This window comes from Ectopseudomonas composti, assembly GCF_900115475.1.
GTDB classification, from domain to species: Bacteria; Pseudomonadota; Gammaproteobacteria; order Pseudomonadales; family Pseudomonadaceae; genus Aquipseudomonas; species Aquipseudomonas composti.
This window is the reverse complement of sequence record NZ_FOWP01000003.1, coordinates 198,647-216,464: the sequence shown is the minus strand read 5'-3', so window position 1 is coordinate 216,464 and position 17,818 is coordinate 198,647. Positions and strand designations below refer to the sequence as shown.

Annotated in this window: 12 protein-coding genes; 5 read left to right on the top strand and 7 right to left on the bottom strand. The window is 63.4% G+C overall.

Features of this window, described 5'->3' with window-relative positions; all coding sequences use genetic code 11:
• Positions 1-119: 119 nt before the first annotated feature.
• The 6 genes from BM059_RS07205 to BM059_RS07180 all read right to left on the bottom strand — a co-directional run bounded on the left by BM059_RS07205 (position 120) and on the right by BM059_RS07180 (position 11,457).
• Entirely contained in the window at positions 120-3,212 is a 3,093-nt protein-coding gene (locus tag BM059_RS07205; protein ID WP_074937665.1) for an MdtB/MuxB family multidrug efflux RND transporter permease subunit, read from the bottom strand.
• The gene (locus tag BM059_RS07200; protein ID WP_074937663.1) at positions 3,209-4,438 is read right to left on the bottom strand and encodes an MdtA/MuxA family multidrug efflux RND transporter periplasmic adaptor subunit; all 1,230 of its coding nucleotides are present in this window, start codon (positions 4,436-4,438) and stop codon (positions 3,209-3,211) included. The genes BM059_RS07205 and BM059_RS07200 overlap by 4 nt, the downstream gene beginning before the upstream one ends.
• Before the next feature lie 223 nt (positions 4,439-4,661).
• Positions 4,662-5,162 carry a thiol peroxidase gene (tpx, locus tag BM059_RS07195; protein WP_036999390.1) on the bottom strand — a complete coding sequence of 167 codons (501 nt, stop codon included), beginning with the start codon at positions 5,160-5,162 and terminating at the stop codon, positions 4,662-4,664.
• Between the two features lie 174 nt (positions 5,163-5,336).
• Positions 5,337-9,017 (bottom strand): translocation/assembly module TamB domain-containing protein, encoded by a 3,681-nt coding sequence (locus tag BM059_RS07190; RefSeq protein ID WP_074937660.1) that lies wholly within the window; start codon positions 9,015-9,017, stop codon positions 5,337-5,339.
• Complete coding sequence (locus BM059_RS07185; protein WP_074937659.1) at positions 9,014-10,744, bottom strand: autotransporter assembly complex protein TamA; 1,731 nt, start codon at positions 10,742-10,744, stop codon at positions 9,014-9,016. The genes BM059_RS07190 and BM059_RS07185 overlap by 4 nt, the downstream gene beginning before the upstream one ends.
• Positions 10,745-10,812: 68 nt before the next feature.
• Positions 10,813-11,457: a GNAT family N-acetyltransferase gene (locus BM059_RS07180; RefSeq protein WP_074937657.1), complete on the bottom strand. Its 645-nt coding sequence runs from the start codon at positions 11,455-11,457 to the stop codon at positions 10,813-10,815.
• 324 nt (positions 11,458-11,781) lie between these two features.
• On the opposite strand from BM059_RS07180, the gene xthA reads away from it, so the two are divergent.
• The 4 genes from xthA (at position 11,782) to BM059_RS07160 (ending at position 15,417) form a co-directional block, all read left to right on the top strand.
• Entirely contained in the window at positions 11,782-12,594 is an 813-nt protein-coding gene (gene xthA / locus BM059_RS07175; RefSeq protein ID WP_074937655.1) for an exodeoxyribonuclease III, read from the top strand.
• A 102-nt stretch (positions 12,595-12,696) separates the two neighbouring features.
• Entirely contained in the window at positions 12,697-14,076 is a 1,380-nt protein-coding gene (locus BM059_RS07170; protein ID WP_074937653.1) for a substrate-binding domain-containing protein, read from the top strand.
• 162 nt (positions 14,077-14,238) lie between these two features.
• Complete coding sequence (locus tag BM059_RS07165) at positions 14,239-15,228, top strand: TerC family protein (protein WP_036999379.1); 990 nt, start codon at positions 14,239-14,241, stop codon at positions 15,226-15,228.
• 9 nt (positions 15,229-15,237) lie between these two features.
• Positions 15,238-15,417 carry a hypothetical protein gene (locus BM059_RS07160; protein WP_074937652.1) on the top strand — a complete coding sequence of 60 codons (180 nt, stop codon included), beginning with the start codon at positions 15,238-15,240 and terminating at the stop codon, positions 15,415-15,417.
• A gap of 63 nt (positions 15,418-15,480) precedes the next feature.
• Here BM059_RS07160 and BM059_RS07155 read toward each other — a convergent pair whose 3' ends face one another.
• Positions 15,481-16,710 carry an acyl-CoA dehydrogenase gene (locus BM059_RS07155; protein ID WP_074937650.1) on the bottom strand — a complete coding sequence of 410 codons (1,230 nt, stop codon included), beginning with the start codon at positions 16,708-16,710 and terminating at the stop codon, positions 15,481-15,483.
• Positions 16,711-16,859: 149 nt separating this feature from the next.
• Between BM059_RS07155 and BM059_RS07150 the strand changes: the two genes are divergently transcribed.
• Positions 16,860-17,795 (top strand): LysR family transcriptional regulator, encoded by a 936-nt coding sequence (locus tag BM059_RS07150; RefSeq protein ID WP_074937649.1) that lies wholly within the window; start codon positions 16,860-16,862, stop codon positions 17,793-17,795.
• The last annotated feature ends 23 nt before the right edge of the window (positions 17,796-17,818 follow it).

The following is a 17,818-nucleotide window of genomic DNA, read 5'->3' as shown; positions in this document are numbered from 1 at the left end:
ATTGGGGGCACGCCTAGTGGAGAGGGTTGGGGAGAGGGCCGATAGAACAGCGCGACACCCGCCCTCTCCCCCGGCCCCTCTCCCGCAAGCGGGAGAGGGGAGGAAAAGCCACGCACCAGTCATACCACCACTCCGGCAGCGCTACGCCCGCTGAAACGCCGCGATAGGCGATCGAAGTACAGGTAGATCACCGGCGTGGTGAACAGCGTCAGCACCTGGCTGACCAGCAGCCCGCCGACCATCACCAGGCCCAGCGGCTGACGCAGCTCGGCGCCAGAGCCCGAGGCGAGCATCAGCGGAATGGCACCGAACAACGCCGCCAGGGTGGTCATCAGGATCGGCCGAAAGCGCAGCAACGCCGCCTGGTAGATCGCTGCCTCGGGCGCCATCCCCTGATGGCGTTCGGCGTCGAGGGCGAAGTCGATCATCATGATCGCGTTCTTCTTGACGATACCGATCAACAGGATGATGCCGATGATGGCAATCAACCCCAGGTCATTACCCGTCAGCAGCAACGCCAGCAGCGCGCCGACGCCGGCCGACGGCAACGTGGAGAGAATGGTGATCGGGTGGATGTAGCTCTCGTAGAGCACGCCGAGCACGATGTACATGGTGACGATGGCCGCCAGGATCAGCAGCAAGGTCGACGACAGCGATGCCCGGAACGCTTCGGCAGCGCCCTGGAATTGACTGTTGATGCCACCGGGCAAGCCGATTTCCTGCTCGACCCGCTCGATCACGGCGACCGCCTCGCCCAGCGATACGCCCGGCGCCAGGTTGAACGACAGGGTCACCGCCGGGAACTGACCGATGTGGTTGATCAACAGGCTGGCCGGGCGCTCCTCGATGTGTGCCAGGGATGACAGCGGTACCTGCTGGCCGTCGCCGGTGGCGACGTGGATCTGGCGCAGCGCGGCCAGGCCGATGCGCCCACCATCGCGGCTTTCCAGCACCACGCGGTACTGGCTGGCCTGGGTGTAGATGGTGCTGATCTGGCGCTGGCCGAAGGCGTCGTAAAGCGCATCGTCGATGTTACCGACGTTGATACCCAGGCGCGCGGCCGCATCGCGATCGATATCCAGGTACACCTGCAGACCACGGTTCTGCAGGTCGCTGGCTACGTCGGTCAGTTCCGGTTGCTCGCGCAGCGCCTCGACCAGGCGCGGCGTCCAGGCCTCCAGCAGCGGGCTGTCGGGCGACTCGAGGGTGAACTGGAACTGGGTGCGACTGATGCGATCCTCGATGGTCAGGTCTTGCACCGGCTGCATGAACAGCTCGATACCGGGAATCTTCGCCAGCTCCGGGCGCAGATGCTCGATCACCTCACTGGCGGTGACATCACGCTCGGCATGGGTCTTCAGGTTGATCAGCAGGCGGCCACTGTTGAGCGTCGGGTTATCACCGTCCACGCCAATCGACGAGGACAAGCTGGCCACCGCCGGATCGCGCAGAATCACATCGGCCAGGCGCTGCTGGCGCTCGCTCATGGCGCTGAAGGAAATCGACTGCGGCGCCTCGGAAATACCCTGGATCACCCCGGTGTCCTGCACCGGGAAGAAGCCCTTGGGCACGGCCAGGTACAACAACACCGTCAGGCCCAGGGTCGCCACGGCTACCAGCAGGGTCAGCGGCTGATGCTTGAGCACCCACTGCAGCCACACGCCGTAGCGCGCGATCATGGCGTCGATGACTCCGCCGGCCATCTGATAGAAACGCCCTTCGCTCTCCGGCTTTTCCGCCTTGAGCAGGCGCGCGCACATCATCGGCGTCAAGGTCAGCGACACCACCAGGGAAATCAGGATGGCCACCGCCAGGGTGATGGCGAACTCGCGGAACAACCGCCCCACCACGTCGGCCATGAACAGCAGCGGAATCAGTACGGCAATCAGCGACAGAGTCAGCGAGACCAGGGTGAAGCCGATCTGCCGGGCGCCTTTGAGCGCGGCGTTGAGCGGTGTCTCGCCCTCCTCCAGGTGACGGGCGATGTTCTCCAGCATGACGATGGCGTCGTCGACCACGAAGCCGGTGGCGATGGTCAGCGCCATCAGCGTCAGGTTGTTGATGGTGAAACCGGCCAGGTACATCACGCCGAAGGTGCCGATCAGCGACAACGGCACGACGATGGACGGGATCAGGGTCGCCGACAGCTTGCGCAGGAACAGAAAGGTCACCATCACCACCAGGGCGATGGCCAGCAGCAGCTCGTGCTGCACGTCGCGCACGGCCGCACGGATGGTCTGCGTGCGGTCGGTGAGTACCTTGACCTCGACGCTGGCCGGCAGACCCTCGGTCAGGTGCGGCAGCAGGCTCTGGATGCGGTCGACCACATCGATCACATTGGCGCCGGGCTGGCGCTGTACATTCACCAGCACCGCCTGGTTACGGTTGGCCCAGGCTGCCAGGCGCTCATTCTCGGCGCCATCGATGATCTCGGCGACATCCTTCAAGCGCAGCGCCGAGCCGTTCTCGTAGTTGAGGATCAGCTCGCGGTATTCCTCGACGGATTTCAGCTGGTCGTTGGCATCGAGCTGCGAAACCCGCGTGGGTCCATCGAAATTGCCCTTGGGCTGGTTGACGTTGCTGGCGGTGATCAGGTTGCGCACGTCGGCCAGGCTCAGGCCGTAGGACGCCAGCGCCTCCGGGTTGACGCGAATACGCACGGCCGGACGCTGCCCGCCGGCCAGGGTCACCAGGCCAACGCCGCTGGTTTGCGCCAGCTTCTGCGCCAGACGGGTATCGACCAGGTCATTGACCTGCGGCAGCGGCAGCGTCTTTGAGCTGACCGCCAACGTCAGTACCGGCGTATCGGCGGGGTTGACCTTGTTGTACACCGGCGGTGCCGGCAGATCACCAGGCAGCAAGTTGCTCGCCGCGTTGATCGCCGCCTGCACTTCCTGCTCGGCCACCGCCAGGGAGACGTCCAGATTGAAGCGCAGGGTGATCACCGAGGCGCCGCCAGAGCTGGTCGAAGACATCTGCTTGAGCCCGGCCATCTGCCCGAACTGGCGCTCCAATGGCGCCGTCACGGCACTGGTCATCACATCCGGGCTGGCACCGGGATAGAGAGTCAGCACGCGGATGGTCGGGTAATCCACCTCCGGCAGCGCCGAGACTGGCAGCAGACGATAGGCGATCAGACCGCTGAGGAAGATCGCCACCATCAACAGCGTGGTGGCAACCGGCCGCAGGATGAAGGGGCGGGAGATGTTCATGCGTCGTTCCGGGCGGCAGCCTGGCCAGGTTCACCCTGCCCTTCAGCCTTGGGCGTTTGCCCAGCCTGCGGGTCGACCACTTCAACCTCACTGCCGTCACGCAGGCGGTCGGTGCCTTCCAGCACCAGTCGCTCACCCGGCTGCACGCCTTCGGTAACCATGCTGCGTTCGGCATCACTGGCGGCGATGCTGAGCGGCCGGACGCTCACCTTGTTATCACCGTCTACCACATAGACGAATGTGCCCTGGGTGCCGAACTGCACCGCGGCGGACGGGATGATGGTGGCAGCCTCGCGGGTATCGACGCGCAGACGCACGTTGACGAACTGATTAGGGAAAAGCATCTGCTCGGCGTTGTCGAAACGCGCCTTGAGCTTGACCGTACCGGTGGTGGTGTCGATCTGGTTGTCCAGGCTCTCCAGCACGCCCTCGTCCAGCTTCAGGCGCTCGCCACGGTCCCAGGCTTCAACGGTGAGGACGCTGCCGTCGCGGCGGCGTTGCAGCACGGCCGGCAGGTCGCCTTCGGGAATGGTGAAGATCACCGCAATCGGGTCGGCCTGGGTGATCACCACCAGCGGCGTGGTGTCGCCGCTGCTGACCAAGTTGCCGACATCCAGCTGACGCAGACCGAGACGGCCATCGATGGGCGCGCGGATCTGGGTGAAGTCGAGGTTGAGCTTGGCCGTGGCGACATCCGCCTGGTTGCTCTGCAGGCTGCCACGGTACTGATTGACCAGGGCCTGCTGGGTATCCAGGGTCTGTTTGGCAATGCTGTCTTCGGCGTACAGGCCCTTGTAGCGCTGCAGGTCCAGCTCGGCGTTTTTCAATTGCGCCTGGTTTTCCTGCAACGCCCCCTGCGCCTGCTGCAAGGCCACCTGATAAGGGCGTGGATCGATCACCGCCAGCAGGTCGCCGGCCTTGACCTGCTGGCCCTCATCGAACAGCACCTTGACCAGTTCACCATCGACCCGTGAGCGCACGTTGACCGTGTTATAGGACGTGACCGTGCCGAGCGCCTTGAGCTCGATGGCAAACTCGCCCTGCGTGACCTCGGCCACACGCACCGGCACTGGCCCCATGTCACCGAAGCGGCCACGGCCTATCTGCTGGCCTTGCGGCGTGCTCGGCCAGAACCACCACAGCAGCAGAAGCAGCACGGCAAGCAGCGTGAGGCCGATCAGCCATTGGCGGGAGGTGTTAGAGGAGGACGAGGGGGCATTCGACATGGCAGGCGCGAGGTCACTTCTGGTGGGAGTCGGAACGATAAGCACTGGCCCGCGTCAAGCAAAGCCCATTTACCCGCTTTTTACCCTCCCCTTACGTTACTAACTGTTTGTGTCCGCGATAAATTCTTGGGCCGGCAAGAGACTGCCGAGGTACCCCGAACGTTCGCCTTGGTACACAAATAAAAACGGCCTGCTAAGCAGGCCGTCTGTTTTTACTTGCCGATTACTTGAGCACGGCCAGGGCAGCGGCATAGTTCGGCTCGTCAGCGATCTCGCCAACCAGCTCGCTGTGCAGCACCTTGTCGCTTTCATCCAGAACCACCACGGCGCGCGCGGCCAGGCCGGTCAGCGGGCCGCTGGCAATGGCCACGCCATAGTTCTTGAGGAAGTCGGCACCACGCAGGGTCGACAGGTTGACCACGCTGTCCAGACCTTCGGCGCCGCAGAAGCGCGCCTGGGCGAACGGCAGGTCAGCGGAGATGCACAGCACCACGGTGTTGTTCAGTTGGCTGACTTCGGCATTGAACTTGCGCACGGAGGTGGCGCAGGTCGGGGTGTCGACGCTCGGGAAGATGTTCAGCACCTTGCGCTTGCCGGCCAGGCTGGCCAGGGTGACGTCGCTCAGGTCGCCAGCGACCAGGCTGAAAGCCGGAGCCTGTTGGCCGGCCTGCGGCAGTTGACCATCGACCTGCACCGGGTTGCCTTTGAGAGTGACTTGCGCCATGAGAGTTTCCTTATCGTTCAGGGGGTTGAAGGGCAAATGTGTGACATGGGGTTCGCCGTGGCGAATGCTCCATCGAATGGCAGGTCACGGCCCGACCATGCGTCCAGACTAGCGCAGAAGCGCTGCCGATACACCCGCAGCCATGTAGGGATTTAGCGAAATATCGCGCCCCCATCAGAAATCCCGCCGATAGAACAGGTCGAGCGAACTGGCCAGGCCGCTGGCGGCCTCCAGGTACAGACGGCGACTGAGTTCGTAACGCAGGGCAATGGTATTGGCCGGCTCGAACACGCCGACACCGTAACGCAAGCTAAGGCGCTCGGTGATATTGCCGCTGGCCACCACGCTGGTGGTCACGCCGCTGCCCTCGGTGTCGAGCTGGAAATCCTGTATGCCCAGGCTGTTGGCCAGGCCAGTGGTGATCGAACTGCTGCCGGCCAGACCAAGCGCCAGCGCTGCCTGGCCGAGCATGTTGTTGTCACCCGTGCTTTGCCCCAGCGGTCGCCCCAGCACCAGATAGGACAACGCCTGTTCCTGGCTCATGGCCGGCTCGGCGAAGACCGTGGTACTGGGCTGCTCGGCACTGCCGGACAGGCGGATACCGGCGACGACCGTATCGACCCGGCGAATCGCCTCGACATCGAGGAATGGCTGATCGATCGGCCCGGTGAACAGCAGACGTGCGCGACGGATGGTCAGGCGCTGGCCGTAGGCGCGATAGCGGCCGTTGACCAGATCCAGCTCACCGCGGGTATCGAGGTTATCGCCGATGTGTACGCGCCCGCGCAGGTCGGCGCTCAGGCCGAAGCCGCTGAAGGCCAGCTTGTCCTGCCCGACCTCGACATCGACATCCATGGCGATGCCTATGCCCTGCTCGGCCTCCGGCACCTCACGCCCAACCACCCGTGCATCACCGGAAACCTTCACCGTTGACGGCGGTAGCTCGCGCACGCTGATCACACCCCGCGGTACGCCGACCTTGCCACTGACCGCCATCTGCTGCTCACGCAACTGCAGTTGCAAATCCGGCTCGACCTCCAACTCGGCATAGGGCTCGACCTTCACCGGCAGACGCTGCCCCTGCAGCGCCAGATCGCCACTGAGCCCCTCGGCCCAGGTCAGTTGGCCACGCAAGCTGCCGCGGCCTTGCTCGCCGCTGCGCCAATCGCCCGATAGCTGCACCTGCTCGCCGGCGATCAACGCCTGCAGCTGCAAGCCCTCCAGGCTGACCGGCAGCTGGTTGCCGGACAGCTCGCCGCCGTCCAGGCGCAGTTGGCCGTTGATCTGCGGCGCCAACAGGTGACCACTTATGCTGCCGTTGCCCTGCAGCGTGCCTTCGAGCTTGTCCGCCATGGGTACAAAGGGACGCAGCACGGCCAGATCGAAACCATTCAAACGAAACTCGCCGTTGACCGGTTTGTTCGCCGGGCGCGGGTCGATCTGCGCCTGCAACACCAGCTCCCCCAAACGTCGGCTGACGAAGCGCAGCTCGCTGTCCACCCGCTGCGGGCGCAGCGTGCTGTCCAGGCGCAGGCTGTCGTAGGGAAAATCCAGCCACTGTTCTTCATCCGGCTGACGAATACGCAGGTTGCCGCCGCCAGCATCGAGCGTGACCTGACCGTTGGGGCCGCTATCGGGCAGCTCGACCTTCAGCTGACCGTCCAACCGCCCCTGCCAGGCGAAATCCTCTGGCAGCCAGGGTTGCAGGCTGGCCAGGGGAAAATTCTGCAGACGCCAGTCCAGGCTGGGCTGTGGCATCAGCCGCTGTTGCCCACCGCAGAGGCTGGCATCCCCGGATTGCCAGCAATGCGCCCCCAGATTCAACCGCCCGCTGGCCAGGCGTTCCAGGCTCGCTGCTTGCTGCAGTTGCCAGTCCTGTCCACCGCTCTGCACGCGACCGCTGGCGATGCGCCCGCGCCAATCGCCCTGTTCGCTGAGGTTGCCATTGATGGCCAAGGCCAGTTGTAGCAGCGGGCCTTGCAGATCGATGTCCAGCGCCTGCGTACGCTGATCGCCACGACCGTCGGCCTGCAAGCGCCCCAGATAGGTGTCACCGATACGGATACCACGCAGATTCAAACCGATTTTTGCCTGTTGCCGTGCATCCAGCGTCGCATCCAATTGCAGGCGCCGCAGGCTGGGGTCACCAAAGGCCAGGCGCTCACCGCTCAACGCCAGCTGGCCTTGTGGCGCCTGCAAAGTGCCGGCCACGGACAGTTGGCCTTGTATTTGGCCCTGCAAGCCGGGCCAGAGTTGCCCCAGGCGCGGCAAGGCCAACTCCAGCTGGCCCCGCAAACGCTGATCCAGCGCGCCCTGGCCGCTGATCCGGTTGTCGCCCAGGCGCACCAGTAGCCGTTCCAGCTGCCACTGCTCGCCGGCACCGGCACCCTGCACCTGCAATTGCGCAGGTTGGCCGCGCAGGCGGCCATTGAGGTCGATATCGGCCTTGGCCTGCAGCGAGCCGGCATTGAAGCTGCCCGAGGTATTCAGCGGACCGGCCAGATCACCGGGCATCTCCGCCAGCCAATAACCTGGGTCGAGGGCGCTGAGCTGCAGCATCGCCTGCCAGTCGATGCCGTCAGCAAAACCGACCTTGACCACACCTTCGGCGCGACCCTGGCCAGCCACCAGTTGCAATTGCGGCAAGCTGACCTGGCCAAGATCGCCACTGACCGGACTGCTCAGGCTGAAGTCTCCAGCGGGGCCCTGCAATTGCGCCGCGAAGTTACCCAGGTAATTACCTTCGCTATAGCTGACCTCGGCCTGCAGGTTACGCAGAGCCACCGGTGGCGGCTCGTCCATCGGGTACAGGCGCTGCCATGGGAAATCCAGCCAGTCCAGCTGCGCATCGGCACTGAAGGCCTCGCTCCAGGCCAGCTTGCCCTGGACCTGCAGGTGCTGCTCTTGCGCCTGGATGCGCAGCAAGTCGATATCTGCGCCGGCAGCATCGACACGTCCGCTCAAGGTCAGCGGCATCGGCGCCTGCTCGGCAGGCAGATTGGCGCTGCCGTCGACGCGATAGCCAGCCGCCAAGTCGCCTTTGGCCGTCAATTGCAGATCCTGCAGGTGCAAGGTTGGCGGCAAGGCGCTACTGGCCTGGAAGTCGCGACTGGTCAGGCGCAACTCGGCAGGCAAATGCTCCGCCAAGGCCTGCACCTTGCCTTGCAGGCGAGCATCGAGGTATCCACTGCTGTCCGCGTCGAGCTCAAGGCTGCGCTGCAACTCACCGCCGATCTGCAAGGCGATCTGCCAGGGCTTGCCATCCACCTCCGGCAACTGCAGGCGCCCACTCAAGGCCAGCGGCCAGTCGCCCTGCGGCGTCAAGCGACCGCTGACATCCAGGCTCAAGTCATCACGTTGCAGCGTCAGGCGTTGCAGGTCGACGCCCTGCTCGTTCCAGCTGGCGATCAGTTCGAGATCGCTCAGTTGCGTCTGGCCATCCAGACGCAACTCGCCCAGCTGAATATCGCCAAGCTGCAAGCGCAGCGGCAGATTCAGGCTCGGCAGGCTCAGCGGTTCGCTGCTTGGCTCACCGCTTGGTGGCAGGTTCAGCGCTGCCTGCTGCAGATGCAGGCGCTCGACGCACAGCGTTAGGCGCAACAGACAGGACGGCGACCAGGCCATGTCCAGTTGCTGCAGCTCCACGCGCATCTCGTCCTGTTGCCAGAGCAGCGCATCCGCCTGCCAGGCACCGCCCAGACGCCCGACGAAGTTATCGACCTGCAGGCCGGGTACCTGCGCCAGCAGCCAACGGCTGCCGCCCTGAGTGCCAAACAGCGTCCACAGTGCCGCGGCGAGCAGCAACACCAGGCCGAGTAGACCGCCAGCCAGCCATTTCAACAGGCGCCGGGTCATAGCTCAGGCCCCATGGAGAAATGCAGGCGCACACCGCCGTCATCATCCAGCGCATGGGCGAGGTCCAGGCGCAGCGGGCCAACCGGCGAAACCCAGCGCACGCCGAAACCGACGCCGGTCTTCAAGGTAGGGATGTCCAGCGAATTGAAGGAATTGCCCTGGTCGATGAAGGTCGCCAGGCGCCACTTGTCGGTGAGACTGTACTGATACTCGGCGCTGACGGCGAACAGGTAGCGGCCGCCGATCTTGTCGCCTTGGTTGTTCTCCGGCGACAGGCTCTGGTAGTCGTAACCGCGTACGCTCTGATCACCGCCGGCGAAGAAACGCAGCGACGGCGGCACCGAGGAGAAACCATTGGTCTCGGTGCCACCGAACTGCACACGGCCGAGCAGACGGTGATTGTCGAATACGGTGGTCAGGCCCTTGAGCATGACGTTGCCATGCAGCACGTTGGCATCTGAGAGCACACCATCGACGGCGCCGCGCAGGTCGAACTGCACGCGGTAGCCCTGGTTCGGATCGAGGCGGTTGTCGCTGCGCAGCAGCGAATAGCTGACACCGGGCATCAACAGAGTACTCAGCCCGGAGTCGTCACCCAGGCGATACTCTTCGCGCTGCCACTTCACCGACAGCACGCGCTGCCAACCGCCAGAGCGCTGGCTGTGCCATTCCGGGCCAAGGGTGAGCAGCCGGCTCAGGCTGTCATTGCTGGCCAACTCTTCGTATTGATAGCCGCCAGCCAGGCGCAATTTGTCGGTCAGTGGGGGATCACCGGGGATGTCATACCACAGGCCAACGTTCTGCCGCGGCGCGGACAACTCGGTTTCCACCCCGTAGCTATGCCCTTGCGGATTGCGCCAGTGGCGCGTCCAGTTGGCGCGCAGACGCGGCCCGACATCCGTGGAAAACCCCAGCCCCAGTCCCATGGTGCGCGGCTCGCGCACCTGCAGCGCTACCGTCACGGGAATGCGCAGTTGATTGGCCTGGGTGGGAATGGCATCGACCCGCACCGACTCGAAATAGCCGCTGGACTGCAATGCCTGATACAGCTCGGCGATCAACTCGGAGTCGTACGGCGTGTCCGGGTCGAACGGCACCATGCGCAGCAACAGCTCTTCATCGAACGGGAAGTCACCACTGAAGGCGATATCGCCCAGGCTGTAGCGTGGCCCGCTGACGAACACCAGTTCGATATCGGCGACGCCAGCAGCCGGATCGATTTCCAAGCGCTGACGGGAGAATCGGCCGTCGAAGAAACCGTAGCGCGAGGCCTGATTCTGGATCAGCCGCTTGGCGTCCTCGTAGCGTCCATGGTTGAGCACCGAGCCGGCTTTCAGGCGACTGGCGCTGGGTACGCGAAAGGCTGACAGCTCGCTGGCGGGACCTTCAATACGGATGTCGACGTTGCGCAGGCGAATGCGTTCACCGGGCTCGACCTCAAGCACCAGGCGTGGGGTTTCGCCCTCCTCGATACGGCTACGAATGCGCGCCTGGTAATAACCCAGGGCCTGAGCAGCCTTGTCGGCCTCGTTTTCGGCGATACGGCGCATGCGCCGCAGCGACTGCGCATCGAGTCCATCGAGGCTGCCGACATAACCTTCGATATTGGCCTTGAGAGCCGAATTGCTCGGGGTGACTCTTACGTCAAGCTCGCTCGCTGCGAAGGCACCCGTACTGATCAGCAGCAGCAGCACCAGGCTGCGCCGAATATGTCCATATACACTCATGGCGAGGGATGCTACCACGGAGTACAGCCCGCGCCAGAGCCGTTGCGTTTCAGCCAGACAGCCGGGGTTCAGGCGCTGGCTCTGACCACCGGTTGCGGGTTGGGGTGGAAGAACACGTGCTCGACCACCGGGCCGATGGCCAGCTCACCAATTTCTTCGTAACCCTGGCGCCGGTAGAACTCCAGATAGCGCGCATTACCAGTATCCAGCACCACCCCTTGCGAACCGCTGTCCTGCGCGCACCAGTCGTGCAGCGCCTCGAGCAGCTGCTCGCCGCGATGCTGCCCCTGAAACTCCGGGTGAATGCCCAGGAGCGGCAGTACGTGGTAAGGACCGGGCGGCAGGCTGGCGAGTACCGCATCGTGGTATTCGAGGTAGCGCTTGGTGCAGCCGAAGCCGGTGCTCAGCAGCATGCGCAGACGCCAGCTCCAGCTTTCGGTGATGTCCAGACGACGCTGTGGCGGTGCGATCAGTGCCGCGCCGATCAACCGATCATCGATCAGCAGGCCGATAGCCGGCAGGTCTTCGGCGAAATGCTGCTGCACCAGTTCGCGAATCGTCGCGCGCACGCGCTGGTCGAAACCCGCCCGTTCGGCTTCGAACAGGTAGGCAAAGGTCGGCTCATGGCGATAGGCATGGTAGAGCAGCGAGCGCACCTCGCGGGCGTAACCACCATTGAGCATGCGCACTTCTGCAGGAGCGTTATGGGGCATGGTGGACCTCTGTTGTTATAAGTTGTGGGTCAGGCGCCTCACAGCCAACTTAGGCTCTGTACGAAAAGTGCCTGCGCTCGGTGATGCTGCGTTAAAAACAGGCTCGTGCGCGAGCCCGATCAAAATGCTCATTTACAACTCGTAAAGTCGAGCGCGACTCCGACCGTTTTTCGCCTGTTTCTGCGGGGCCGCAATCGATATTGCCTGACCTTCGCTCAGCGACTTTTAGTACAGACCCTAGCATCACCACCCGGCACCCGCCAGGCGCTGGCCGCGAGCGTCGAGGATCGGCTAGCATCGCCTTTTGCCCAGGACCCGCTGCCCATGAAAATCGTATCGTTCAATATCAATGGCCTACGCGCGCGCCCTCATCAGCTGCAAGCTTTGATCGAAAAACACCAGCCAGACGTGATCGGCCTGCAGGAAACCAAGGTCGCCGATGAGCAGTTTCCGGAAGCGGAGATCCGCCAGCTCGGCTACCACGTGCATTACCACGGCCAGAAAGGCCACTACGGCGTCGCCCTGCTCTCGCGCCAGGCGCCGCTGAGCCTGCACAAGGGGTTCCCTGGTGACGGCGAGGACGCTCAGCGGCGCTTCATCTACGGCACCTTCGCCGACGACAACGGCAACCCGGTGACCGTCATGAACGGTTATTTCCCGCAGGGCGAAAGCCGCGACCATCCAGTGAAGTTCCCGGCCAAGCAGCGTTTCTATGCCGACTTGCAGCAACTGCTGGTAGAGCGCTTCGATCCGCAGCAGGCGTTGGTGGTGATGGGCGACATCAATATCAGCCCGGAAGATTGCGACATCGGCATCGGCGAGCCCAACCGTCTGCGCTGGCTGAAAACTGGCAAGTGCAGCTTCTTACCGGAGGAGCGCGAGTGGCTGGCGACCCTCAAGAGCTGGGGCCTGGTGGACAGCTTCCGCCACCTCAATCCTGAGGTGAATGATCGTTTCAGCTGGTTCGACTACCGCAGCCGTGGCTTCGAAGACGACCCCAAGCGCGGCCTGCGTATCGACGTGATCCTCGCCAGCCAGCCGCTGCAGGCGCGCTTCAAGGATGCCGGCATCGACTACGATCTGCGCGGCATGGAAAAGCCGTCCGATCATGCGCCGATCTGGCTGGAGCTGAGCTGAAACACGTGAGGCGTGCAGATCACGCACGCCGTCATATCACTGCAATCTGACTGACTTAATCTGCGCGGCACTTCCTCTCACCCATTAGAAGGTGCCTGCCGCATGCCGCACGCCCTGTCCGCCGACCGCGACCTCTGGGGTCGTACTCTGTCACTGCTGCTGATCGGTTTCATCTGCTACGCCTTGCCCCTTTCGGTCTTCGCTGCCCTGCCCGCCTCCGAAGGCGATCAACCAGTGCTGCGCATCCAGGGCTCCAACACCATCGGTGCCAAGCTTGGCCCGGAATTGATCAAAGGGCTGTTCGAGGCTCAAGGGCTGCATGACATTCGTAGCGAGAATGGCTCCCGTGAGAACGAGCAACGCCTGCTCGCACGCCAGAGCGATGGCCGCCTGATCGTAGTCGAGGTGGCGGCGCACGGCTCAGGCACCGGCTTTACCTCACTCAAGGATGGCAGTGCCGATCTGGCCGCCTCGTCGCGGCCGATCAAGGATGGCGAAGCCGCCTCCCTGGCGTCGCTGGGCGACATGCATAGCCCGCAGAGCGAGCAGGTCATCGCCATCGACGGCCTGGCGATCATCGTTCACCCATCGAACCCGATTACCGCGCTCAGTGTCGAGCAGATCGCACAGCTGTTCTCCGGGGGGATCGATGACTGGGCGGCGCTGGGTGGCAAGCCTGGCAAGGTTCGTCCCTATGCGCGCGATGACAACTCCGGCACTTACGACACCTTCAAGGAGCTGGTGCTGGCACCGGGCGGGCGCACGCTCGCCGCCGCCGCACAACGCTTCGAGTCCAGCAATCAACTGTCCGACTCGGTGAGCAGCGATCCCAACGGCATCGGCTTCATCGGCCTGCCCTACATTCGCCAGGCCAAGGCTGTCGCCGTCGCGGCTGGCGATTCGCAGCCCATGCCGCCGAGTACCACGCTGATCGCCACCGAGGACTATCCCCTGGCGCGTCGTCTGTTCATCTATAACGATCCTCAGTTGAGCAATCCCTGGGCGCGTGCACTGATCGAATTCACCCATAGCCCCCGCGGCCAGGCCATCGTTGATAGCAGCGGTTTCATCGCCCAGACCGTGCAGACGGTGAAGGTGACGGCCGATGCACAGATGCCCAGCGATTATCGGCAACTGGCACAGCAAGCCCAGCGATTGTCGGTGAACTTCCGTTTCCAGGAAGGCAGCGCCACCCTGGACAACAAGGCCCAGCGCGATCTGCAGCGGGTGCTGGACTATCTCAAGCAACACGACAAGCTGCAGAACAAGGTGGTGCTGGTCGGTTTCGGCGACCCGAAGAGTGACCCCGAACGCGCCGAGCTGCTGTCGAAACTGCGCGCCATGGCAGTGCGCCGCGAGCTGGCCAGACAGGGCGTGCTGTTTCGCGAGATCACCGGCATGGGCAGTGAGCTGCCAGTGGCAGCCAATGATCAGGACAACGGTCGCATTCGCAATCGGCGGGTCGAAGTCTGGGTCTACTGACCGCAGAAAATATTCCCCACCAGGGGGCTTGGCAGCCTGTCGACTCAGCGTTAGTCTTCGCACCGCGTGACGCCGGGCCCCTCTGGCGGTGAGTTTTCTCACCGTGATGTCGGAGTCACTGAGTGGATTTCTTTCAACTCAGGCAGACATAAGGGAGGGCTCATGGACGCTCTACTTGCCTTTTTGACATCCCCCATCTTCGGTACCCCCGGCTGGTTCTGGCTGGCCTTTCTGGCACTGATCATCATCCTGCTGGTACTCGACCTCGGCGTGCTGCATCGCGATCAGCATGAAATCGAGATGCGCGAGAGCCTGCTGCTGTATTCGGGCTACTTCAGTGTCGGCGTCGCCTTCGGCGGCTGGATCTGGTGGCAGCTCGGCGGCACCAAGGCGATGGAGTACTACACCGGTTTCCTGGTGGAACAATCGCTGTCGATGGACAACGTCTTCGTCATGGCGATGATCCTCGGCTACTTCAACATCCCGCGTAAGTACCAGCATCGCGTGCTGTTCTGGGGCATTCTCGGGGTCATCGTCCTGCGCGCGATCATGATCGGCCTGGGCACGGCCCTGGTGCAGCAGTTCGACTGGATTCTCTACATCTTTGGCGCCTTCCTGCTGTTCAGTGGCATCAAGATGCTGCGCAGTGGCGGTGACGAAGAGTCGCATCCAGACCTGGCGCAGAATCCGGTGATCCGCTTCGTGCGCAAGCACATTCGTGTGACCGACGACCTGCACGAAGGCAAGTTCCTGGTGCGCCTGAAGGACAAGGTCAGCGGCAAGCCACTGCTCTATGCCACCCCGCTGCTACTGGCACTGGTGCTGATCGAACTGGCCGACCTGGTGTTCGCGGTGGATAGCGTGCCGGCGGTGCTGGCCATCTCGCAGGACCCGTTCATCGTCTACACCTCGAACATCTTCGCCATTCTTGGCTTGCGCGCGCTGTACTTCGCCCTGGCGGCGCTGATGCACCGCTTCATCTACCTGAAGTACGCCCTGGCGCTGGTGCTGATGTACATCGGCGGCAAGATCTTCCTGCACGACCTGATCAAGGTTCCAGCCCTGCTCTCACTTGGCGTAACCTTGGGCCTGCTGGCTGGCGGCGTGCTGTTGTCGCTGCTGAAGACGCGCGACAAGGCCAGCGCCACCTGAGGAGAAGCAATGCCCGAAGTCTGCATAGAACTCATCGAGCGCCAGGGCCAACTGCTCTGGCAGGTACGATTCGGGCGTCGCGCACTGACCTTTCAAGAAGAACTGGCGGCACGTACCTTCGCCGCGCAACTGCATGTGCGCCTGGACTGGCTGGATCAGGAGCAACGCTCGGACGACAGATTGCCCTGAGCTCGCAGACATTAAAGAAGAGGCCCGCACAAGCGGGCCTCTTCTTTATACGGAGCCGCTGAATCAGCGACTGGCTTTCATCACGTCACGCGGCACGTACTTGCCGATCTCGTACTTGCCGATGGCGGCGCGATGCACCTCGTCCGGGCCGTCGGCAAGGCGCAGGGTACGTTGCATGGCGTACCAGTAAGCCAACGGGAAGTCGTTGGAGACCCCGGCGCCACCGTGCATCTGAATTGCCCGGTCAATCACCTTCAGCGCCACGTTGGGCGCCACCACCTTGATCTGGGCGATCTCGCTGGCCGCGATCTTGTTGCCGACGGTATCCATCATGTAGGCCGCGTTGAGGGTCAGCAGGCGCGCCTGGTTGATCTCCATGCGCGAATCGGCGATGTGGTCGATGTTGCCACCCAGGCGCGCCAGGGGTTTGCCGAAGGCCGTGCGGCTCACGGCGCGCCTGCACATCAGCTCCAGGGCCCGTTCGGCCATTCCGATCGAACGCATGCAGTGGTGGATGCGGCCTGGGCCGAGACGACCCTGGGCAATCTCGAAACCACGCCCCTCGCCCAGCAGCACGTTCTCATAGGGCACCCGCACGTTCTCGAACAGCACCTCGGCATGGCCATGCGGCGCATCGTCGTAGCCGAATACCGGCAGCGGGCGCAGTACAGTGACACCCGGCGCATCCATCGGTACCAGGATCATCGAGTGCTGCTGGTGACGCGGCGCGTCCGGGTTGGTCAGGCCCATGAAGATCATCACCTTGCAGCGCGGGTCGCAGGCACCGGAGGTCCACCACTTGCGGCCATTGATCACCCACTCATCACCTTCACGGCGGGCGTTGGCCTGCATGTTGGTGGCGTCCGAGGAGGCCACGCCCGGCTCGGTCATGGCGAAGGCAGAGCGAATCTCGCCGGACAGCAGCGGCTCCAGCCATTGCTGCTTCTGCGCCTCGTTGCCGTAACGCACCAGCACTTCCATATTGCCGGTATCCGGCGCAGCGCAGTTGAACGGCTCCGGGCCGATCAGCGAGCGGCCCATGATCTCGGCCAGCGGCGCGTACTCGGTGTTGGTCAGGCCCGCGCCGTAGGCGGACTCGGGCAGGAACAGGTTCCACAGGCCTTCGGCTTTGGCCTTGTTCTTCAGTTCTTCCATGATCGCGGTCGGCTGCCAGCGATCACCTTCGGCCACTTGCCGCTCGAATACCGCTTCGGCCGGATAGACGTGCGCTTCCATGAATGCGCTGACACGTTCACGCAGCTCTTGAACCTTCGGGGAATAGGCGAAATCCATGGGGTTACCTGTTTGTGACAAAGGGTGAGAGGTTGTGGAAATGATGCTAGAACAGCACTTAAGATTTATCGAACCTATTTTCAGCGTGTATGAACATTCATAACCGATATATGATCGATTGATATCGACGCCCCTGGAGCACTGCCGGCATGAACCTGACCAAGGTGGACCTGAACCTCTTCATCGTCTTCGACGCCATCTACACCGAGGCCAACCTGACCCGTGCCGGACAGATCGTCGGCATCACCCAGCCAGCGGTTTCCAACGCCCTCGCCCGCCTGCGCGAAACCTTCAACGACCCGCTGTTCGTGCGTACTGCCCAAGGCATGGTGCCGACACCCATGGCGCAGAACATCATCGGCCCGGTGCGCAACGCCCTGCAGCTGCTGCGCGTCTCCGTGCAGGAAAGCCGCACCTTCAACCCGCAACAGGCCGGCAAGACCTACCGCATCAGCATGACCGACCTGTCGGAGCAGATTCTCCTGCCGCCGCTGTTCCAGCGTCTGCGTCGCCTGGCACCGAACGTGTGCATCGAGAGCTTCCTGGCCAAGCGCCGCGAAACCACCAAGGAACTGGCCGCCGGCCGTCTCGATTTTGCCGTCGACGCACCATTGAACACCGACCCGCAGGTTCGTCACGTCAAGCTGCTGGATGATCGCTACGTCTGCGCCATGCGCCCCGGCCATCCGCTGGCCAAGGAAAAGATCAGCCTCGACGAATACCTGTCGCTGACTCACATCCACATCTCCAGCCGGCGCAGTGGCCTCGGCTACGTCGACCTGGCACTGGGCAAGATGGGTATCCAGCGCAAGATTGCCCTGCGCTCGCAGCACTACCTGATGGCCAGCAGCGTGATGCAACAGACCGACATGGTGATGACCGTGCCGGAACGCTTCGCCCGCCGCCACAACCTGCACCATGTGACGCTGCCGGTCGGTGACGTCCCCGCGCTGGAAACCCACCTGTATTGGCACGAGAGCACCGATCAGGACCCGGCCAACCGCTGGATGCGCGAGCAGATGATCGAACTGGCGCAACAGGTCGCCGCTCAGGAGAAAAAGGCCGAGCAAGCGCCTGCTGCATGATTGCCCGCCCCTGAACGCAAGAA